Here is a 20,771-nt window from a genome sequence, read left to right as displayed (position 1 = left end):
GGCGCCCGTCGGCTCGCGTTCGCCTTTCGCCTCCCGCGGCCTTCGGCTAAGATACGGCCGTCGACCACGCCTGAACTCTGTCCGAAGGGAGGGACCATGGCGCTCTGGGTCGTCCTCGGTCTCGCGGTGTTGGTCGTTCTCATCGGGGTCAGCATCTACAACGGACTGGTCCGCTTGCGCGTCCGTTCCGACGAAGCGTGGTCGGACATCGATACCCAGCTCAAGCGGCGCCACGACCTGATCCCGAACCTGGTGGAAACCGTCAAAGGCTACGCCGCCCACGAGCGCGGCGTCTTCGAGAAGGTCGCCGAAGCGCGCAGCCGGGCGATGGCGGCCACCACGCCGGCCCAGTCCGCCCAGGCCGAGGGGATGCTCACCCAGGCCTTGCGCGGGCTCCTCGCGGTGGCGGAGAATTACCCGGAGCTCAAGGCCAACCAGAACTTCCTGAGCCTCCAGCAGTCATTGGCCGAAACCGAGAACGCGATCGCCGGGTCGCGCCAGGCCTACAACGCCGTGGTGCGCGACCTGAACACGCGGATCCAGAGCGTCCCGTCGAACATCGTGGCGGGGATGTTCAACTTCCAGCGGCGCGAGTTCTTCGAGATCCAGGAGGCGGGTGAGCGCGCCGTGCCCCAGGTTCGCTTCTAGGCGGCAGCGATGGCAGAGATCAAGCTCACGACGGGGTTTGGCACGGTGCCGGCCGGCAGCCAGGAGGGGATCGTCCGAGTCCTCCACGAGGCCATCGAGCAGGTGGCGCGGGAAGAGGGGACCTTCAAGAAGGCCCGGGCCGTCTTCACCGAGTCCGACGAGCAGTGCGTGTTCACGGTCGAGCTGGACGGCATCCGCAAGGAGCCCAATCCCCTGCGGCTCGATCTCGAAATGCTGGAGGACGCGGTGACGGACTCCGGCGCGCTCTCGCTCCTGAAAGAGGAGATGCGGACCTACTTCCGCAAGGTCCTCGGCAAGTAGCATGCCGGAGGCCGGCACCCTCCTCTTCCTCTACGAGGGCGCCGTCTTCCGCCTGGCCGACGGGGCCCAGGCCCCGAAGCCGGGCTCGCTCTTGCTGCTCCGGCACCTCGACGTGAGAGACGGGGACGAGGTGCTGGACCTGGGGACCGGAGCCGGCTTCGCCGCCATCCTGGCCGCGCGCCACGCCAAGCGCGTGGTGGCGACCGACGTCGTCCCCGAAGCCGTGGCCCTGACGAGCCAGAACGCCGCGCTGAACGGCGTCGGGGATCGGGTGGAGGCGCGGCTGGGAGACGGCTACGACCCGGTCCGGGGGGAGATTTTCGACCTCATCGTCTCGGGGGCGCCCCAGATGCCGACCCCGCCCGAGCGGGAGCGGGACGACTGGATGGCGCGGGCCGACAACGGCGGGCTGGACGGCTGGGCGGTGCTCGATCGCGTCATCGCCGGCGCGCCCGCGCACCTCGAGCCCGGAGGCCGGCTCCGCTTCTCGATCTTCGCGTTCCTCGGCGTGCGACAGGGGCTCGGGAAGCTCGAGGCTGCCGGGCTCGAGCCGCGGATCATGGCCCGCGAGACCCAGGGCTTCCCCCGTCTCGGCTACGAGCGCCTGGAGCACATCCGGGCGCACGACCTCGAGGGGACTCTGCCGCGCGGCATCCCCACGACCGTGGAGCGGCTGGTGCTCGAGGGCCGCCGCCGGCGGTGAGCGGCGCCTCGCGCCTCCTCGTGGTCAACGCGGACGACTTCGGGCTCACCACCGGAGTCAGCCGCGGGATCCTGGAGACTCACCGCCGCGGCGTGGTCACCAGCACCACCACCCTCGTCAACCTCGCGCCGCAGCCCGATCTCGACGCCGAGGCCTCCGCGCTTCGAGGGCTGGGGATCGGGCTCCACGTCAACCTGACCTGGGGCACGCCGGTCTCGCCGGCGGCGGCGGTGCCGTCGCTCGTCGGTCCCGAGGGTCGCTTCTTGCGCGACCCGGAGGAGATCGACGGGCGCGCCCAACCCGACGAAGTGCGTCGCGAGGTGGAAGCCCAGCTCGAAGCCTTCGGCCGACGCTTCGGCCGGGGGCCGACCCACCTGGACAGCCATCATCACGTCCACCGCCTCCGCCGGGTCGGGGAGATCGTCCTCGGCGTGGCGCTCGCGGCGCGCCTGCCCCTCCGGAGCCAGGACCCCGGCTTCCGGGACGGCCTCCGCCGCCACGGGGCCCGGACACCGGATCACTTCCTCGGTGGCGACAGCGTCGAGCCCTACTGGACACCCGAACGCCTTCTCGACACCCTGGCGGTACTTCCGGTCGGCATCACCGAGCTCATGTGTCATCCGGGGTACTACGACGAGGCGCTGGCTTACAGCCGTTATGGCCGGCAGCGCGAGACCGAGCTCCGCGCGCTGTGCGATGCCGAGGCGCGAGCCACGCTCGAGCGGCTCGACATCCGGCTCTGTCACTTCGGGACCCTGCCGGCCCCCCTGAGTTGAATCGGAGGGGGTGTCGGAACACCCCGTCCGAGGCCTCCCCCAGGATCGTTGCGGCGGCACAGCCGCCGCTCGGAGCGGGCTATGCTGTCGGGAGGTATCACGTCTCGTGCGCGCGAGGGCCGCTCTTTCGCGGGCCCTGATCCGAACGTGACCGGCGCGTGAGGGGCGTGCCCGCCGAGGTGGCCGTCATCGGCGCCGACGTCGGCGGCACGACCATCGGGGTCGGCGTGGTCACCCCGAGCGGCGAGGTCCGCTGGGCGACCGAGGCCCCGACGCTCGGCCGGGGTCCCGGGACCGTGCTCGAGACGCTGTTCGGCCTCCTCGCCGAGGCGCGCGCTCGAGCCGCCGCAGCCGGGCTCGCGCTCGCCGGCTGCGGCATCGGGGTGCCGGGCGCCGTGGATGCCGCCGCCGGCCGGATCGGCGACGACGTCCAGAATCTTCCGGAGCTGGCCGGCGCGCCGCTGGCCGAGCTGGTGGCGGCAGAGACGCGGCTTCCCACCGTCCTCGACAACGACGTCAACGCCCTCACCCTCGGCGAGGCCCGCTTCGGCGTCGCCCGGGAGCTCCGGTCCTTCGTCCTGCTGGCGCTCGGCACGGGCGTCGGAGGCGGCATCTACCTCGACGGCGACATCGTGCGGGGCGCCTCGGGGTACGGCGGCGAGCTCGGGCACGTCACCGTGAAATTCGACGGCCGGCCGTGCTTCTGCGGCTCTCGCGGGTGTCTCAAGGCGTACGTGGCGGGACCGGACATCGCCGACCAGGCGCGTGAGGCACTGGCCGGCCGACCGCCGTCGCCGCTCCTCGAGCTGGCCGGCGCGAGGCTGGAGACGCTCACGGCCCGCCACGTCTTCGCGGCGGCGCAGGCCGGTGACGCGCTCGCCGGGCAGCTGGTGGACGGTGTCTGCCAGGCGCTCGGGGCCGGGCTCGGAGGCATCCTGAACGGGCTCAATCCCGAGGCGATCGTCCTCACGGGGGGCGTGGCCCGGTCGCTCGAGACGCATCTCGAGGACGTGCGGCGCTGGACGCGCGCCTACGCCTTCGAGGGCGCCTACCGGGCCGCCCGGGTGGTCATCGTGCGCCAGACCAAGACGACGTCGATCCGCGGGCCGGCGGCGCTCTTCCTCCACGAAGCGGACCGTGGCGCGGTTGGTGGCGGTTCTCGGGGTATGCGACAATGAGGCCGACTCCGAAGGGCTTGATTGATGAACCCTCCCGGCCCGGCGAACGGCAAGGCGGGAAGCGACCTCGAGCGCGAGCTCCGGAAGGTCGTCGCCGGCGAGGTCCGCTTCGACGACTACTCCCGCCTGCTGTACGCGACCGACGCGTCGATGTATCAGGTCGAACCGATCGGGGTGGTACTGCCCCGGTCGGCCGCCGACGTCCACGCGGTCCTCGAGCTCGCCAACCGCTACAACGTCCCGGTGCTCCCGCGCGGGGGCGGGACGAGCCTGGCCGGGCAGGCGGTCAACCACGCGGTCGTCCTCGATTTCTCGAAGTTCATGAGCCGTGTCCTCGAGGTGAATCGGGAGGAGCTCTGGTGCCGCGTCCAGCCGGGGCTCGTCCAGGACGAGCTGAACGCCCACGTCCGCCCCCTGGGGCTCCTGTTCGGCCCCGACACCTCGACCTCGAACCGGGCCACCCTCGGCGGGATGAGCGGCAACAACTCGGCCGGCTCTCACTCGATTGCCTACGGGAAGACCATCGACCACGTGCTCGAGCTCCGCTGCCTGCTGGCCGACGGCTCCGAGGTGGTGCTGCGCGACCTCGCCCCGGCCGAGCTCGAGGCGAAGTGCCGCGCCGACGGGCTCGAGGGGTCGATCTACCGCGAGGTTCGGCGGCTCACGGCCCAGCACGCGGAGGAGATCCGGGCGCGCTACCCGAAGATCCTCCGTCGCGTCTCCGGCTACAATCTCGACGAATTCGTGCCGAAGAACGGGACGCCTCGGCCGTTCGGCCTCCAGCGGCTCGCGGTCGGCTCGGAAGGGACGCTGGTCGTGGTGGTCGAGCTCAAGGTGCGGCTCGTCCCCAAGCCGAAGCACACCGCGCTCGACGTCATCCATTACGCGAGCCTGGAGGAGGCTCTGGAGTCGTCCCAGGACATCCTGACGACGGGCCCCTACGCGGTCGAGCTCACCGACAAGCTCATCCTCGATCTTGCCCGTCAGAACATCGAGCAGCGGCAGCGGATGGGTTTCGTCCAGGGTGACCCCCAGGCGATCATGCTCGTCGAGTACGCGGCGGACAGCGAAGCAGAGGTCCGGGCGAAGGTCGAGGCTCTGGAGGCGCTGCGGGCGCGGAAGCGGATCGGGTACGCCGCCCACCTCGCCTTCGAGCCGGCTGCCCAGCAGTCGATCTGGAAGCTTCGGAAGGCGGGCCTCGGGCTCCTCCTCGGGCTCAAGGGCGACAAGAAGCCGATCGCCTTCGTCGAGGACACCGCGGTCGACCCGGTCAAGCTGCCGGCCTTCATCGCGCGCTTCCGGCAGATCCTGGCCCGTCACGACGCCGCCGCCGGCTACTACGGGCACTGCTCCGTCGGCTGCCTGCACATTCGTCCGCTCATCAACCTGAAGGACGCGGCCGAGATCCGGAAGACGCAGGCGATCGCCGACGAGATCACGGCGCTCGTCCTCGAGTTCGGCGGCGCGCTCTCGGGAGAGCACGGGGACGGGCGCGCCCGCAGCCCCTTCAACGAGCGGCTCTACGGCCCCCGGCTCTACGACGCCTTCCGCCAGGTGAAGCGGGCCTTCGACCCCAAGGGCCTCCTGAACCCGGGCAACATCGTCGACGCCCCGCCCATGACGGAGCACCTCCGTTACGGCCCGGCCTACCGGACCTGGGAGCCCGAGACGCTCCTCGACTTCTCGGCCCAGGGCGGCTTCGCGGCCGCCGTCGAGATGTGCAATGGCATCGGGGTCTGCCGCAAGAAGCTCGAAGGGACCATGTGCCCCTCGTACATGGCGACGCTCGACGAGGAGCACTCCACTCGGGGTCGGGCCAACGCCCTTCGGGCCGTGCTCTCCGGGAAAGTGCCGGCCGCCGACTTCACCGGCCGGCGGCTCTACGAGGTGCTGGACCTCTGCCTCGAGTGCAAGGCGTGCAAGGCCGAGTGCCCCGCCAACGTCGACATGGCGAAGCTCAAGTACGAATTCCTCGCGCACTATTACCGCCGGCACGGCCTTCCGCTCCGGAACCGCCTCTTCGGGCACATCCACGGCCTCGCTCGCGCCGGGTCGGCCCTGGCCCCGGTGTCGAACTGGGTCGCGCGCTCGCTCCCCGCCCGCTGGCTGCTGGAGCGCCTGGCCGGCATCGACCGGCGGCGGCCGCTGCCGGCGTTCGCCCGGACGCCGTTCACCACGTGGTTCGCCCGCCACCGACCCGAGAAGACGGGGGAGCGGGGCGCCGTGGTCCTCTTTCCCGACACCTTCAATACCTACCAGACCCCGGGCGTGGCGATCGCCGCCACGCGGTTCCTGGAGGCGAGCGGGTACCGCGTCGTCCTCCCGGACCGGCGCTGCTGCGGGCGTCCGATGATCTCCAAGGGCCTGCTGGCCGGCGCGCGGGATCTCGCCGCCTACAACGTCGGGCGGCTCGCCGGATTCGCGCGCCAGGGGCTCCCGATCGTCGGCCTGGAGCCATCGTGCCTCCTGACCCTCCGCGACGAGTACGTGGATCTCCTCCGGTCGGCCGACGCGCGGCTGGTCGCCGGGCAGAGCCTCCTGCTCGAGGAGTTCCTCCAGCGGGAGTGGGCTTCCGGGCGGAAGCCCGCGTTCGCCGACGCGAGCGCCAATGGCCGGGCCGCGGTGCTCCATGGCCACTGCCACCAGAAGGCGCTCGTCGGCACCGCCCCCACCGTGGCCGTGCTGAAGGCGGCGGGATACGCGGTGACCGAAGTGGATGCCGGCTGCTGCGGCATGGCGGGCTCGTTCGGGTTCGAGGCCGAGCACTACGATCTGTCGCTCGCGATCGCCGGGCGGCGGCTCGTGCCGGCGGTCAAGGCGGCAGGGACCGAGGCCTTCGTGTGCGCTCCCGGGATTTCCTGCCGGCAGCAGATCGAGCACACGACGGGGCGTCAGGCGCAGCACCCGGCCGAGCTCCTCTGGGAGGCTGTCGCGCGGCCGGGCCGATAGTTGCGGCGGCGATGGCGAGCCGCCGCGCGCCGTCAATTCGAGAGACGGCGCGACGCACCGGCAGGGCCGATGGCGGTCAGGATCTCGCCACCGGCGGTTCGCGACGGCCAGGATCTGATCGACCCCTAGACGGCGTGCGAGTCCGCCTCATCGCCTTAACGTCGCGTCACACTTCACCTCACCCTTTTTTGGCATCATCCCTGCTCCTATCTGAGAGTCATATGGATCCGATTTGGTATCGGCCTTGCGATGGAAGTGAGCGGACTTCGGCCGGTCGTGGAAGGGTCGGGCGATGAGCCGAAGTACCCTGAGCGTGATGGACGAGAAGCTTACGTGTTCGCGATGTGCCCGACCCATCGCCGCCGGCACGGGGTACGTGCGGGGCGACGCCGGTCCTGAGCACGTCCACTGTCCGGTGTCCCCGCCGGCGCGGAAATCCCGCGGGACGATCAAGAAGCGCTCGCGAAAGCGCCCCTCCGTTGCCGCCAAGCGCCCCTCTTGACGGTCAGCCTCAAAGCTGTTAGCGATTAATCAACGGCACTCGTAACGACGCCGACAGCTTCGCGGGCGGGAGGGCGGAGGAAGGCTGATGTTCGCGCGCGCCCTGATCCTCCACGCCGGCCCCGGCCGGCGTCGGTTCCGACTCCGCCCGGATCAGGCGACGCATCGGCGTCGCGAAACCAAGCCAAGCGCGCAGCCGAGCCCGGCGCGGCGGCCCCTCAAGGCGCTCACCCTCCTGGTCGTCGAGGACAACGCCGACAGCCGCGAGCTCCTGCGACGCATGCTGACCAGCCTCGGCGCGCGGGTCCTTCTCGCCGAGCACGGCCGGCAGGCGCTCGATGTCCTCGAGCAGACGCGTCCCCACGCGATCCTCCTCGACCTCATGATGCCCGTCATGGACGGCTTCACGTTTGTCCAGCGGATGCGGCTCAACCCGAGCTGGGCGCACATTCCCGTCATCGCCCTCACCGCGCTCTCGGCCGATCGCGACTACGCCCGCACGTGGACGGAAGGGTTCGCAGGCCACCTGGCCAAGCCCATCGCGGAGGCCGACCTCGTGGCCGCGCTCCAGCGGATCCTGCACGGTCACCGGCGGCCGCCGAGCCCGCCTCCTGAGGGGCCGCGGCCACCCCGGCCCGGACTCGGCTCGTGAGGAGGGAGGTGCCCGCGTGACACGAGCCAAGCGGACGAAGCGGAAGGCGGCCGGCCGGAGCTGGGTCCAGCGAGTGCGGGAGACCTCGAACGCGATGGATCTTCCGGCCGGGATCTTCAAACGGTCGCCCCGGGGGATCGCGCGGGCGTTGAAGGCCTCGGTTCTCAAGAGCCGCCGCACCAAGGGCACGAAGTTCCAATCCGCCATGTCCATGCTGAACCTGTACATCAATCGCACCGGCCGGAACCTCTCCGGCCAGGACCGCCGGCGGCTCGAGGCGGCGAGGGACGAGCTGCGAAAGGTCTTCGGCCGGGAGCCCCGCCAGCGCTCGACGCGCGCGGCGTAGCCCGGGGCGCGGCTGCCCGGCGAAGCCGCCGGGCGCAGCGTCACAGCCCGCTTGCCCTCGCCTGAACCTGATCCGGCTTCACCGTCCCACCCGACCGACGTCCCGAACCGTCGGGAGGCCACGGCTCGCCCGCCGGCTGCTGGTCCATTGCGGGCGCGGGTTCGCTTGGCGCGACCATCGCCCACGCGAAGCGCTCTGGCTAGGCCCGGGTGAAAGTCGTCAGCGCCTTGCCCGGTCCGGATCGAGGAACCGGAGCGCCACGGCCGCGTGAAGGGCGCTCCCCGCGATCATCGCGGCTTCATCGAGGATCATGAGGCTGGAGTGAACGGGAGCCGCGGGCGCCTCTCGATCGGGCCGCGCCCCCAGGAAGACCATCGCGCCGGGGACGCGCTGGAGGATGTACGAAAAGTCTTCGCTCGGCATCACCGGAGCCGGCAAGATCTTGACCCGGTCGGGCCCCAGCAGATGACGGGCGACCTCGGCCACGATGTCGGTCACCTCGACGTCGTTGACGAGGACCGGATATCCTGTGCGCAGCCTGACCTCCGCCTCGGCCCCGTGGGCGAGGGCGATGCCCTCGGCCAGGCGACGCACCCCATCGAAGAGCCGGGTCCGGGTGTCCTCCGAGACGGTGCGGATCGTGCCGAGCAGGCTGGCGGCCCCGGGGATCGCGTTCCCCGTCGTGCCCGCCTCGATCCGGGTGATCGTGACGACGGCGGGGTCGAACACGTTGACCCGCCGGGTGACATAGGCCTGCAGTGCCTGGACGATTTCGCAGGCGATCGGGATGGGGTCGAGGCAATCGTGGGGCTCGGAGGCGTGCCCCCCACGACCGCGCACGACGATCTCGAGTCCGCTTCCGGAGGCCATCAGCGGTCCGGGCCGCGTGGAGATCTCGCCCGGCGGGTCGGTGGGGGAGACATGGAGCGCGAACGCCGCGGTCGGGGTGCCATCCCGCTCCAGCAGGCCTTCCTCGATCATCAACTTGGCGCCCGCGTAGCCTTCCTCGCCCGGCTGGAACGCGAAGAGCACGCGCCCGGCCAATTGATCGCGATGGGTGGCGAGCAGCCGGGCCGCACCCAGGAGCATGGCCACATGAGCGTCGTGACCGCAGGCGTGCATGACGCCGTCGACCTCCGACGCGAACGCGAGGCCGGTGGACTCGAGGATCGGGAGCGCATCCATGTCGGCTCGCAACAGGATCGTGGGCCCCGGGGAGGCGCCGTCGAGGACTGCCACGACCGACGAGAGTCGCTCGCCGGGGCGCGCGTCGAGGCGCAGCCCGGCCAGCGCCTCGAGCACTGCCTGCTGCGTGCCCGGCAGGTGCAGGCCGACCTCGGGATGGCGGTGGATGCGGCGGCGCAGGCGGACCGTGTCGTCGAACGCTTGCCGAGCTTCGTCGAGCAACGTCGGGGGATCCATGGCTCTAGACCATATATCCCGCCATTTCGAAGTCAAGCCCGGACCGCCGCCGCGCTCCAGCGGGGGATTGCCGCGCTTGCGCCGCGGGGGCTAAGATGGCGCCGGATGGACCGTCTGTCCGAGATCTACTGGGAACTCCAGACTGACGAGGAGCCGATCGGCCTGGAGGCGTTCGTCGACCGGGCGGGGAGCGGCGACTACGGGCCGGTGTCCCGGGAGGACCTGCGCGTCTTCCTGCGCGCCGTGGAAGAGCGGCTGATCCACCAGATCGAAAAGGGGGAGGGGAGCGCGCACGACGCGGCCGTCGGAGAGGACTTGATCGAGGAGACCCGCGGCTGGATCGGGGACCTGATCGACCGATTCTGCGAGACCTGAGGCGCTCGCCCGGCCCGCCCGTCCCCGTCGACTGAGCTGGTCCGAGAGGAGTGACCGGTGCGGCTGACCGAGCGCGAACGGCGGATGCGGGACGGCGGGCTGGGCGAGGCGGTGCGCGCCGCCATCGAGCAGCAGATCGCCGTGGGCGAGTTCTTCGGCGCGGAGCGCTTCGTCTCCGTCCGGAACGTTCACATGATGGGCGACATGGAAGTCATGGACGAGGCCGGGTTCGCCTTCATCGAGGGCCTCGTCAAGCAGGGCGCCCGCTTCGCGGTGCCGGTGACGACCAACGCGCGCTGCGTCGACTTCGAGCGCGCCGCGGCGGTGCGCCAGCGCCCGGAGCTGGTGGCGGCCGAGGGGCGGCTCTGCGCGAACCTGCGCGCGCTCGGCGCTCTCCAGGTGGACACCTGCATCAACTACCAGACCGTCTACCAGCCTCAGTTCGGTGAGCATCTGGCCTGGGGCGACACCGGCACGGTGGTGTGGGCCAACTCGGTCGCCGGGGCGCGCACCAACTACGAAGCCGGCCCGGCCGCGGTGGGCGCCGGCCTCACCGGCGTCACCCCGGCCTACGGCTACCATCTGGACGCCCAGCGCGGAGGGAGCCTCCAGTTCGAGGTCCGCTGCGAGCCGCGGGATTACGCGGACTGGGGCGCGCTCGGCGGGATCGTGGGCCGGCGCACGCTCGACTACTGGAAGGTCCCGGTCGTGACGGGACTGCGGGCGAGCCCGAGCGGCGACGAGCTCAAGCACTTCGGCGCCGCGCTCGCTTCCTACGGGTCGTGCGCGATGTATCACATGGTGGGCGTGACGCCGGAGGCCCGCGACCGGGCGGAGGCCTTCCGGGGCAAGCCGCCCGAGGCGACTCACGTCGTGGGCGACGTCGAGCTCGACGCCTTCTACCGGAGCTATCCCGAGGACCGCGCCGAGATCGACGTGGTCGTGTTTTCCGGACCCCAGCTGTCGGTGTTCGAGCTCGCGGAGATCGCCGAGCGGTTGGCCGGCCGCGCGGTTCACTCCAACACGGCCCTCATCGTCACCACCAACTTCCAGAATCGCGAGGCGGCGGCGCGTCTCGGCTACGTCCGGGCGATCGAGGAAGCCGGCGGTCACGTCCTGGCCGGGGTGTGCTGGTACATCATGGAGCCCGGGCGGATGGCGGCGGCCTTCGGATGGAAGAACGTCCTGACCAACTCCGCCAAGGTCGCCAACATCATCGGCGGCTACCGGCTCCACCCCATCTTGAGATCGACCGCCGTCTGCGTGGAGGCGGCGGTGACCGGGCGCCTGCCGGCCGAAGGGCGGATGCGGTGACGGCCGTCCTCTGCGCCCCGCCCGGCTTCGGACCCGACGTCGCCGGAGAGCTCGTGCTCTCCCGCGACACCTTCAGCATCCGCTACGACATGGACCGGGAAACGGGTGTGGTCTCGCGGCCGGGCCACGCCCTGGAAGGGCGCTCGCTGGCCGGCAAGATCGTCTACTTCCCGGCGGTCCAGGGCGGGGTGGCGGCGGGCTGGGCGTTCCTTGCCCTGGCCCGGCGCGGAGTGGCGCCGGCCGGCCTGCTCTTCGGGCGCACCAACCCGGTGATGGTCCAGGGACTCGTCCTGGCCGGCATCCCGGTGATGCACCGGGTGGCGCCCGACCCCTTCACGGTGCTGGCCACCGGGGATCGCGTGCGCATGTCGCCGGGCCGCGGTGTCGTCGAGCGCCTGGCCTGAGAGGATAGGGTGAGCGGCGCGGAACCCCTGTCCTGGTACGTCCTGACCTACAACAGCGAGCGCCATCTCGACGCGGTCCTGACCTCCGTCCGCGAGCTCGTCGACGACCTGGTCATCGTGGACTCGGGGAGTCACGACGCGACGCGGGACATCGCGGCCCGGCACGGCGCCCGCTTCACGGTGCGGCAGCTCGACAGCTTCTCCACCCAGCGAGCCTTCGCCCTCGATCTGTGCCGGCATCCCTGGGTCCTGTGCCTGGACTCGGACGAGCTGGCGGACGCCGAGCTGGTGCACGGGCTCGAGCGCCTCAAGCGGAATGGCTTCCGGCTGGAGCAGACGCGCCCCGATGCCTTCCGTGTCCGCCGGCGCTGGTTCTTCCTGAACCGTGAGGTGCACGCGTTCTATCCCATCAAGAGCCCGGACTATCCGATCCGGCTGTTGCGGAAGGATCGTGGCGGCTTCGGGAGCGGGAGCCGCCCGGTCCACGAGAGCCCCAAGGGGTTCGCGTCGGTGGCCCGGATGCCGGGCTCCATCGCCCACTATTCCTGCGACTCGGTCGACGACCTGTACGCCAAGCTCGATCGGTACACCGCCCTGGCCGCCCGCGACCTCCGGGCGCGAGGGGTGACGGCGGGCTGGCTCGAGATCTATCTCCGGGCGGTGGCGGCCTTCGTGAAGTGGTACGTCGCGAAGGGCGGGTGGCGGGATGGGTCGCTGGGGTGGGTTCTCGGCCGGTACGCCTTCGACTACACGTACCGGAAATACCTGAAGCTCCGGCACGACGCGCCCGCCACCGTCCTCCGCGGACAGGGCTGAGGCGCCGCCCCGATTTCCCTGGGACGGCGCGGGCCCCCCGAGCTATCCTGAAAGTATCTTCCGTATCCCGCAGCGGACCGAGGTGTCGGACATGGCCACGGCTGAAATTCCCGCCCGTCACGAGAGCGCGGCCGGCGACGCCCCGCTCGGCCGCCTCCTGATCGAGGAGGGGCTCGTGAGCGAGGCCCAGCTGGAAGAGGCGCTCCGGGCCCAGCCCGAGCTCCCGCAGCACGTCCCGGTCGGCCAGATCCTCGTCGATCGCGGCCTCATCACGCAACGGCAGCTCGACTTCGTCCTCGACAAGTACCGGAAGCGCCCGCGGCTCGGGGACCTCCTGGTGCGCACCGGCCGTCTCGCCGAGGCCCAGCTCGACGCCGCGCTGGAGCACCAGCGGTCGAGCGGGCTTCGCCTCGGTGACGCGCTGCTCGAGCTGGGCCTGGTCTCCGAGGAGGAACTGAAGCAGGCGCTCTGCACGCAGCTCAACGTTCCGTACCTCGACCTCGATCGGGTCGCCATTCACCGCGGCCTGACCAAGCTCGTCAACAAGCGCTACGCCGAGACCCACCACGTCGTCCCGATCGCCGAGATCGGAAACAGCATCACGGTGGCCATCGACGACCCGACGGATGACGCGATCGTCGCGGAGCTGGCGGCCTCGACCGGGTACCGGATCAACGTCGTGACGTCCACCCGGGCCTCACTCCAGCGCGCCTTCGCCCGGGCCTACCAGGACGACCGTCGCGAGGATCGGGCCGAGACCGCGGTCCCCGCGGACGGGGCCGACCCCGGCCCCCTGCTCCAGGACCTGCGCGAGGCCCACGAGCGCCTGCGCCGCGAACACGAGGAGCTGCGCCTGGCCTACCGGACCCTGACCCGGCAGCACGCCGAGCAGGACCGGGCGCTGCGGGAGCTGGGCGAGCGCCACGCCACGCTCGGGCGGGAGCGACAGCTCATCGCCGACGTGATCGAGGCGCTGCTGCGCCGTCTCAAGCCCTGATCGCCGCCGTGATCCGCCGCCGCTTGACAACGTCGGCAGGCCCAATGGAAGATTTCGCCAGCCCCGCGAACGCCGCAGTCGCCGAGCACGAAGGAGGACGATCCATGGCGCGCACGACTCGAATCCTCGGGCTGGTCGTGGCAGTGGGCCTGCTCGTCTCCGCCGTCCAGGCGGACGCCCAGGACAAGAAGGCGGTCCGGATCTGGCATACCGAGACCGAGCCGCAGACCATCGCGGTGCTGAACCAGATCATCGCGGACTTCGAAAAGGTCCGCCCCGACATCTCGGTGAAGATGGAAGCCCTGGCCTGGGGCGATCTGGAGAAGAAGCTGACCGCGGCGCTGGCCGCCGGCGCGCCCCCGGAGGCCTCCCACGGCCAGGCCATCACCTGCGCGTCCTTCGCCGCCAAGGGGCTCCTCCGGCCGGTGGACGACCTGGTCGAATCGCTCGGCAAGGACAACCTGATCGAGGGCTTCCGGAACCTCTGCCGGCTCGAGGGGAAGTATTACGGCGTCGGCCATGCCGCCGCCGCCTCGGTGTTCGTCTACCGCAAGGACCTACTGGCCCAGAAGGGGCTCAAGCCGCCCCGGACCTGGGACGAGCTCGTCCAGGTGGCCGAAGCGTTGAGGGAGATCAAGGACGGCCAGGTGGTGCGCTGGGGGCTCACCCTGTCCGGCCAGCCCCTCTTCGTGAACATCCAGGTCGGCGAGCTGCTTCGGTCGAACGGGGGACGCCTGTTCGACGGCCAGGGTCGGCCCACGCTCGTCGAGAAACCGATGATCGAGCTGCTCGACTTCTACAAGAAGCTCAACGCCGTCCTCCCGCCGGGCTGGACCAGCCACGGCTACCTCGATACCTTCGCCAACCTGGCCAACGGCAAGGCCGCGATGCTCTACCAGGCGTACGGCCGCGGCACCGGCTACATCGAAAAGTACGCGGCCAAGGAGATCGCCGACCCCGACCACTTCGCGGTGACCGACAAGGTGGTGGGGCCGTCCGGCAAGACGTCGGTGGCGCAGATCGACTCCGAGCCCTGGATGGTCTTCAAGCAGGCGAAGCATCCCGAGGAGGCGGTGGAGTTCCTCAAGTTCTTCTACAAGGACGACAACTACATCCGGTACCTCCACACGGTGCCCATCCACCTCCTCCCCATGATCAAGTCCACGTACCGGAATCCCCGATATACCGACAGCGCCGCCATCAAGAAGTGGCGGTCATGGGTGGACATGCAGGAGACCTACTTCAAGGCCGACCGGACCCGCCCCGTCCTGGTGATGGAGTGGGACGACATGAGGAAGCCCTACCTCCTCGAGGTGATGGGCTCGGGCATCCTGGTCGACATGGTCCTGGATTCGGTGAAGGGGATGCCGTCCCTCGAGGCCGCCACCAAGGCCCAGAAGCGGGTCGAGGAGCTGCTCGTCAAGGCCGGATACCTCAAGAAGTAGCTCCGTGGAGTGCTCCACCCCCTCTCCCTCCGTCCGGGGGGAGAGGGTCGGGGTGCGGGCCGGGGTCGGTCGCCCGCGGCGCCGGCTGTCGCCGGCCGCTCTCGGCTTCCTCGGAGTGCTGCCGGGCCTCGTCCTCATCGGGGCGCTGATCCTCTACCCGGTCGGCTACGCGGGCTGGCTGAGCCTCCACGACAAGCACTCGTTCTTCCCGACCGAGCAATTCATCGGGCTCCGGAACTACGTCGACGTCGCGCACGACGAGGAGTTCTGGGACAGCCTGTGGCGCGGAGTGATCTATGCGGCCGGCACGACGGCCCTCCAGATCGCCCTGGGCGTGGGGGCCGCCCTCGTCCTCCACCAGCCCTTCCCCGGACGCACGGCGGTCCGGGCCCTCGTGCTGTTCCCCTACATGATCCCGACCATCGTCGCGGTCGTCGTCTGGCGCTGGCTGCTCAACGACACCTACGGGCTGGTGGACTACCTCCTGGTGGCCTGGGGACTCGCCCGGCAGCCGGTCGTCTGGCTGAGCGTCGACTACATCATGGCCTCCCTCATCGTGATGAGCGTCTGGCAGTTCACGCCCTTCGTGATCCTCAGCGTGCTGGCGCGGCTCCAGACCGTCCCGCCCGAGCTCTACGAGGCGGCCCGGGTGGACGGGGCGTCGGCCTGGGCGCGTTTTCGTCACGTCACCCTCCCGCAGCTCAAGGCGGTGCTCTTCGTGGTGATCCTGCTCCGCGGGATCTGGATGTTCACGAAGTTCGACACCGTGTGGCTCTGGGGCGAGGGCGCCGGCGCCGGGCGCGAGATCCGCACGCTCCCGATCTATGCCTACATGCGGACCTTCACCTACTATCAGGCCGGGCTCGGCTCGGCCCTGGCGGTGATCATGTTCCTGATGCTGATGGCAGCGACGCTTGTCTACTTCCGGCTGTTCTGGCGCGAGGAAGATGCGGCATGAGGCGGCTCCAGGGGCCCCTCTGGCGCGCGTTCGTGTACGCCGCCGCGCTGGGCCTGGCCGCCCAGGCGGTCTTTCCGCTGCTGTGGATGCTCTCCACCTCGCTCAAGCCGCCCCGCGAGGTGTTCGCCACGCCCCCCACGCTGGTGCCGGCGGCGCCCACCCTGGCCAACTTCGTCCGGCTGTTCGAGGAGACCGCGTTCCTCACGTACTTCCTGAACAGCATCCTCGTGTCGGGCCTCACGGTCCTCCTGACGATGGCCGTGGGAGCGTCGGGTGCCTACAGCCTGACCCGCTTCGCCTTCCCGGGGCGGGAGACGGTCGCCAAGCTGATCCTCTGCACGTACATGTTCGCGCCCATCATGATCGTCATTCCCATCTACATCCTGGCCCGCCGGCTGGGGATCGTGAACACGCACCTCGCCCTCGTGCTGTCCTACTCGTCGTTCTGCCTCCCGTTCTCGCTCTGGCTCCTGCGGGCGTTCTTTCGCGGCATCCCCGTCGAGCTCGAGGAAGCCGCCCAGGTCGACGGAGCGGGGCGCGCCCGGGCGGTGTGGCACGTGGTGGTGCCGCTGGCGCTGCCCGGGGTCATCGCGACCTCGATCTTCACGTTCACTCTGGCCTGGAACGACTACATCTTCACGCGCATCCTGGTGGCGTCGGACGAGCTCAAGACGCTGCCGGTCGGCGTCCAGGACCTGTTCTCGGCCGCCGTCGTGGACTGGGGCCTGATCATGGCCGCGGGGATGCTGATCACCATTCCCGCCCTGGCCTTCTTCATGGCCGTCCAGCGGCATCTCGTGGCCGGGTGGGGGAGTGGAGGGCTCAAGGGATGACGGTCGAATTCGGCTGGTCGCTCCAGGGTCGTGGCCTCCTCGCCGGGCGTGACGCCATCACGACGCTGGCCCGGCGGGCCGAGGCGCTCGGATACGATTCCATCTGGGTCACCGACCGCATGGTGATCCCGGTCCAGAGTCGCTCGGCGTATCCCTACTCGCCCACCGGAGCCTTTCCTCTCGGCCCCGACGAGCCGTGGCTCGAGGCGCTGACGGCCGTCACCTACCTGGCGACGATCACCGAGCGGATCCGCGTGGGGACGAGCGTGCTGGTGATCCCCTATCGCAATCCGATCCAGACGGCCAAGGCCCTGGCGACGGCGGACTACCTCTCCGACGGGCGCGTGATCCTGGGCGCGGGCATCGGCTGGTGGCGGGAGGAGTTCGAGGCGGTGGGCGTCCCCTTCGAGGACCGCGCCGCGCGGACGCTCGAGTACCTGCGCCTCATGAAGGAGGTCTGGACCAAGCCGCGCCTTCACTTCGAGGGACGATTCGCGCGGGTGGCCGAGGCCGGCGGCGTCCGGCCCCACCCGCGCCGGCAGCCGCACATCCCGATCTGGATCGGCGGGCACAGCGAAGCCGCCCTCCGTCGCGTGGTGGCGGTGGCCGATGGCTGGCACCCGCTCGGACTCCGCCCCCCGGTCACCCTGCATCCCGCCGAGCTGGCGGTCAAGGTGCGGCGACTCCGCGACCTCCTGACGGAGGCCGGGCGCGATCCCGCCGCCATCACGGTCGCCTTCAAGGGGCCGCTCCGCTTCGAGGATGGTGGCACCGCCGAGCGGATGCCACTCACCGGGTCGCCGGCCCAGCTCGTCGAGGACCTGCGGGCCTACGTGGCGGTCGGCGTCCAGCACTTCGTGCTGGACTTCTCGGTGCCGACCTTGCCCGCGATGGTCGAGGTCCTCGAGCGCTTCGCGGCGGAGGTTCGTCCGCACGTCCGCGCCTAGTTGCTTCGGGGGTCTCGGAAGACCCCCCTCCGCCGCGGCTGGCCCGGAGTCCAGGCTTCGGGTTTGCATGGGAGTACCGCGCCTTCTCGTTCGGGCCTTTCTTCCCGTGACGGTCGCCCTCGCCACGATCGCCTGCGCCCGGGTGCATCCTCACCTCGAGCTGCCGTCGATGGCGCTCGGGGAGCCGTCCTTCTTTCCGACCCTCGAGGCGCTGGCCTCGGCGCCCATCGTGGCCGGGAACCGCGTGGAGATCCTGCTGAACGGCGACGAGATCTTCCCGGCCCAGCTCGCGGCGATCCGGTCGGCGCGCCGGACGATCACGGTCGCCCAGTACTCCGTGGCCGACGGCCTCGTCACTCGCGATCTGGCCGAGGCCCTGGCCGAGCGCTGTCGGGCCGGGGTCGCCGTCCACGTCCTGCTGGACGCCTTCGGGGCGCTCGAGATACCGGCCGAGTACCCGCCCCTGATGACCCAGGCAGGCTGCGAGGTCGTCAGCTTCCGCCCCCTGCAGCCCACGACCCTGCATCGCGCGAACAACCGGAACCACCGGCGGATCCTCGTCGTGGACGGCCGGATCGGATTCACCGGAGGATCCGGTCTCAGCCGGCGCTGGATGGGGGATGGACGGACGCCCGAGCACTGGCGCGAGACCGACGTCCGGGTCGAGGGCCCGGTCGTCTACTACCTCCAGGGGGCGTTCGCCGAGAACTGGCTCGAGGCAACCGGCGCGGTCCTGGGTGGGGAGGCCTACTTCCCGCGCCTGCCGGCGAATGGTCCGGTCCATGCCCAGGTGGTGCGGAGCTCGCCGGCCAGCGGAAGCTTCGCCATGTACACGACCTTCCTGCTCGCCATCTCGTCGGCGCGGCACTCCATCTACATCACCAACCCGTACTTCGTTCCCGACGATCGGATGCTCGACGCCATCGCCGCATCCGTCCGACGCGGTGTCCGGGTCGCCGTGATGGTTCCGGGCGTGATCGATCACAGCCTCGTCCGCCAGGCCGGACGGCGGCACTTCGGGCGGCTGCTCAAGGCGGGGGTCGAGATCTACGAGTACGGGCCCGGGCTGCTCCACGCCAAGACGATGGTCGTCGACAGCCGCTGGGCCACGATCGGCAGCACCAACCTCGACAACCGGTCCTTCGCCCTCAACGACGAGCTGAACCTCGTCCTGTACGACGCGGGCGTCGCGCGCCGCCTGGAGCGGGTCTTCGAGACCGACCTGGGCTCTGCCCGGAATGTCGAGCTGAGGGCGTGGCGGCGCCGAGGCCTCCGGGAGCGGCTGATGGAGCTCCTGGCCGTGCCGCTCGACGGCCAGCTCTAGGTCACTTCGGGGGGTCTCGGAAGACCCCCCGATGCCCCCCCTTCGGTTGCGGCGGCACAGCCGCCGCTCGGAGCGCTGCTCGACGCATCGCGGCGCATGGCCTTCTCCCCGAAATCACCAGATCTGCTCCGGTAGGGGAAGCCCGTTCAGATCGGCCTCGGTGAGGGGCTGCTCGGGCGTGATGCCCATGCGGGCGAGAAGCGCCTCGAGCTGGCGCACGTGCTGGGCGGCATGCCAGACGGTGCGCTCCAGGAGCTCGTGGGCCGTCTGCCGGCCGTAGTAGGTCTCGACCACGCCGGCGCACGCCTCGGGGCGCCCGAGCCAGGCGCCCAGCTCGCGGCGCACCGTCTCCCCGTAGCGCGCGACGGCGGGACCGTCGCCGAGCTCGGGCGGCGCCTCTTCCTGGAGCCAGGCCTCGAGCAGCCGGCCCTTCACCATCGCGTCGCGGAACGCGAGGCTCAGCCGGAAGGCGTGGTAGCCGAGCTGCCGCACCGAGCGGTCCCGGCCCGGGTGGGTCATGCCGAGGTGCTCCGGCGGCACCTGGCGCATCGCGCGCTGGGCGGCGGCCAGGACCCGGTCGAGTCGGCGAGCGAGCTCGGCGGGCTCGAGGCGGGCCGGCGCCCCGTAGCGGACGCCGACGAGCTCCGCCAGGCCCTGCGGGTTCCAGCCGTGGACCGCCCGGTCGCCGACGACGACGGCGGGGACGAGCCGGATGCCGAGCCGCTCGAGATCCTGCCGGGCGCCGGGCTCCGCCTCGACGTCGACGGCGTCGAAGGCGACGCCCCAGGACGCGAGCAACTCCCGCGTCTTGGCGCAGGAGCTTCACCCGGGACGATGGTAGAGCTTGGCTCTCGGGTCGCCCATCGGGGTCACTCTCCCTTCGGGGGAACGTCCCCCTCGGATTCGTAGATCGTCAGATCCTCCGTCCGGTACACGAGCCGGAAGCCGGCGATCCCCCAGAGCTCCTGCTCCGCCGCCGACAGCGGAGCTCGCCGCTCCTTCCGCCGCCGATCGACGTCCACGGGCTGCATCTCCTGGCGCCGCTCGACCCGCCGGCGGTCGAGGATCACCTCGATCAGGTCGATGCCCTCGAACGCCTGGCGCAGGTGGTCGTAGAGTCGCCGCTGATCCTGGCGAACGATGAAGAGCCATCGGGGTCGCGGCGCCATGCCCGGCTAGGTCCTTTCGGGGGGGTCTCGGAAGACCCCCCCGATGCCCTCCCGTCGCGGCGGCGGCAAAGCCGCCGCTCGGAGCACTGCTCGATGCACCACGCGCTCGATGGCCGGCGACCGGTTACTGCGACACACCGATCTATCTCCGGCTTGGAGGTTCATTGCCCGGCCGCCGCCCGGGTGAACCGCAGGACGCGGCTCGTGTCCTCGGCGACGAACAGGGTGCCGTCCGGCAGCACGACGACCGCCGCCGGCCGCGCGAGGCCTTCGACGAACGGCTGGACGGTGCCGTCCCCCAGGATGCGGACGATCCGGCCCCCGAGGAAGTCCGCTGCATACAGCTCGCCCCTCGGGCCCACGCCCACCACGCGCGCCGACGGTAGCTTGGTGACGCGCGCGAGGGTACCGTCCGGGTAGAGCCGATCGATCTCGCCGGCCGACCCGCTGAGGATCAGGTCGCCCGTCTCGAGGGCCACCACCCCCACGTGCCGGGGCAGGTGAACGCCGGTCCGCCGGAGCCCTCGCGGAGGGAAGAGCGGGGTCGCGTACTCCAGGTTCCGGGGCAACGGGAGCGGCTCATCGACCTGGAGCCGGTACAGCACGGGTCCTTGATCGCGCTCAGCGTCGCCGAACAGCTCTCGCGGCGTCCCGGCGCGCGCGTCGGCCACCGCGCTCCGCCCGACGTAGTCG

General features: G+C 70.8%; 22 protein-coding genes and 1 pseudogene. 18 read left to right on the top strand and 5 right to left on the bottom strand.

Annotated features, from left to right (window positions below):
- Positions 1-96 precede the first annotated feature (96 nt).
- From VGW35_20215 to VGW35_20180, 8 genes are all read left to right on the top strand, one after another.
- Positions 97-648, top strand: a complete 552-nt coding sequence (locus tag VGW35_20215; GenBank protein ID HEV8309995.1) for a LemA family protein — start codon at positions 97-99, stop codon at positions 646-648.
- Positions 649-657: 9 nt separating this feature from the next.
- Positions 658-969 (top strand): hypothetical protein, encoded by a 312-nt coding sequence (locus VGW35_20210; GenBank protein ID HEV8309994.1) that lies wholly within the window; start codon positions 658-660, stop codon positions 967-969.
- Position 970: 1 nt separating this feature from the next.
- Positions 971-1,672, top strand: a complete 702-nt coding sequence (locus VGW35_20205; protein HEV8309993.1) for a HemK2/MTQ2 family protein methyltransferase — start codon at positions 971-973, stop codon at positions 1,670-1,672.
- Entirely contained in the window at positions 1,669-2,448 is a 780-nt protein-coding gene (locus VGW35_20200; GenBank protein ID HEV8309992.1) for a ChbG/HpnK family deacetylase, read from the top strand. Before VGW35_20205 ends, VGW35_20200 begins: the two co-directional genes overlap by 4 nt.
- Positions 2,449-2,606: 158 nt before the next feature.
- Positions 2,607-3,626, top strand: a complete 1,020-nt coding sequence (locus tag VGW35_20195) for an ROK family protein (GenBank protein HEV8309991.1) — start codon at positions 2,607-2,609, stop codon at positions 3,624-3,626.
- A gap of 24 nt (positions 3,627-3,650) precedes the next feature.
- Complete coding sequence (locus VGW35_20190) at positions 3,651-6,575, top strand: FAD-linked oxidase C-terminal domain-containing protein (GenBank protein HEV8309990.1); 2,925 nt, start codon at positions 3,651-3,653, stop codon at positions 6,573-6,575.
- 589 nt (positions 6,576-7,164) lie between these two features.
- A complete protein-coding gene (locus tag VGW35_20185) occupies positions 7,165-7,728 on the top strand; it encodes a response regulator (protein ID HEV8309989.1) in 564 nt (187 codons plus the stop codon).
- 16 nt (positions 7,729-7,744) lie between these two features.
- Positions 7,745-8,074: a DUF3175 domain-containing protein gene (locus tag VGW35_20180; GenBank protein ID HEV8309988.1), complete on the top strand. Its 330-nt coding sequence runs from the start codon at positions 7,745-7,747 to the stop codon at positions 8,072-8,074.
- A 219-nt stretch (positions 8,075-8,293) separates the two neighbouring features.
- On the opposite strand, the gene VGW35_20175 is transcribed toward VGW35_20180, so the two are convergent.
- Positions 8,294-9,496, bottom strand: a complete 1,203-nt coding sequence (locus VGW35_20175) for a M20 family metallopeptidase (GenBank protein ID HEV8309987.1) — start codon at positions 9,494-9,496, stop codon at positions 8,294-8,296.
- 105 nt (positions 9,497-9,601) lie between these two features.
- Here VGW35_20175 and VGW35_20170 point away from each other — a divergent pair, with 105 nt between their 5' ends.
- The 10 genes from VGW35_20170 (at position 9,602) to VGW35_20125 (ending at position 18,909) form a co-directional block, all read left to right on the top strand.
- On the top strand, positions 9,602-9,871 hold the full coding sequence (locus VGW35_20170; protein ID HEV8309986.1) for a hypothetical protein: 270 nt from the start codon (positions 9,602-9,604) through the stop codon (positions 9,869-9,871).
- A gap of 57 nt (positions 9,872-9,928) precedes the next feature.
- A complete protein-coding gene (locus VGW35_20165) occupies positions 9,929-11,185 on the top strand; it encodes an aconitase X catalytic domain-containing protein (protein ID HEV8309985.1) in 1,257 nt (418 codons plus the stop codon).
- Positions 11,182-11,589 (top strand): DUF126 domain-containing protein, encoded by a 408-nt coding sequence (locus VGW35_20160; protein HEV8309984.1) that lies wholly within the window; start codon positions 11,182-11,184, stop codon positions 11,587-11,589. The genes VGW35_20165 and VGW35_20160 overlap by 4 nt, the downstream gene beginning before the upstream one ends.
- Before the next feature lie 9 nt (positions 11,590-11,598).
- Entirely contained in the window at positions 11,599-12,405 is an 807-nt protein-coding gene (locus tag VGW35_20155) for a glycosyltransferase family 2 protein (GenBank protein ID HEV8309983.1), read from the top strand.
- 91 nt (positions 12,406-12,496) lie between these two features.
- A complete protein-coding gene (locus VGW35_20150) occupies positions 12,497-13,402 on the top strand; it encodes a hypothetical protein (protein ID HEV8309982.1) in 906 nt (301 codons plus the stop codon).
- A 104-nt stretch (positions 13,403-13,506) separates the two neighbouring features.
- A complete protein-coding gene (locus VGW35_20145; GenBank protein ID HEV8309981.1) occupies positions 13,507-14,847 on the top strand; it encodes a sugar ABC transporter substrate-binding protein in 1,341 nt (446 codons plus the stop codon).
- A 52-nt stretch (positions 14,848-14,899) separates the two neighbouring features.
- Positions 14,900-15,805: a sugar ABC transporter permease gene (locus VGW35_20140; GenBank protein HEV8309980.1), complete on the top strand. Its 906-nt coding sequence runs from the start codon at positions 14,900-14,902 to the stop codon at positions 15,803-15,805.
- On the top strand, positions 15,802-16,638 hold the full coding sequence (locus VGW35_20135) for a carbohydrate ABC transporter permease (protein HEV8309979.1): 837 nt from the start codon (positions 15,802-15,804) through the stop codon (positions 16,636-16,638). The genes VGW35_20140 and VGW35_20135 overlap by 4 nt, the downstream gene beginning before the upstream one ends.
- Complete coding sequence (locus tag VGW35_20130; GenBank protein ID HEV8309978.1) at positions 16,635-17,585, top strand: LLM class F420-dependent oxidoreductase; 951 nt, start codon at positions 16,635-16,637, stop codon at positions 17,583-17,585. The genes VGW35_20135 and VGW35_20130 overlap by 4 nt, the downstream gene beginning before the upstream one ends.
- A gap of 67 nt (positions 17,586-17,652) precedes the next feature.
- A complete protein-coding gene (locus VGW35_20125; protein HEV8309977.1) occupies positions 17,653-18,909 on the top strand; it encodes a phospholipase D-like domain-containing protein in 1,257 nt (418 codons plus the stop codon).
- Between the two features lie 114 nt (positions 18,910-19,023).
- Here VGW35_20125 and VGW35_20120 read toward each other — a convergent pair whose 3' ends face one another.
- The 4 genes and pseudogenes from VGW35_20120 to VGW35_20105 form a co-directional block, all read right to left on the bottom strand.
- Positions 19,024-19,560 carry a DinB family protein gene (locus tag VGW35_20120; GenBank protein HEV8309976.1) on the bottom strand — a complete coding sequence of 179 codons (537 nt, stop codon included), beginning with the start codon at positions 19,558-19,560 and terminating at the stop codon, positions 19,024-19,026.
- Positions 19,561-19,596: 36 nt separating this feature from the next.
- A pseudogene (locus tag VGW35_20115) lies at positions 19,597-19,713 on the bottom strand (glutaredoxin domain-containing protein).
- A gap of 65 nt (positions 19,714-19,778) precedes the next feature.
- On the bottom strand, positions 19,779-20,078 hold the full coding sequence (locus tag VGW35_20110) for a hypothetical protein (protein ID HEV8309975.1): 300 nt from the start codon (positions 20,076-20,078) through the stop codon (positions 19,779-19,781).
- 161 nt (positions 20,079-20,239) lie between these two features.
- Positions 20,240-20,771, bottom strand: a 532-nt coding sequence (locus VGW35_20105; protein HEV8309974.1) for a hypothetical protein, incomplete at its 5' end; no start/stop codon positions are given.

It is taken from the genome of Candidatus Methylomirabilota bacterium (assembly GCA_036005065.1).
In the GTDB taxonomy this organism is placed as follows: Bacteria; Methylomirabilota; Methylomirabilia; order Rokubacteriales; family DASRDR01; genus DASYQW01.
This window is presented reverse-complemented; position numbering and strand designations above follow the sequence as displayed.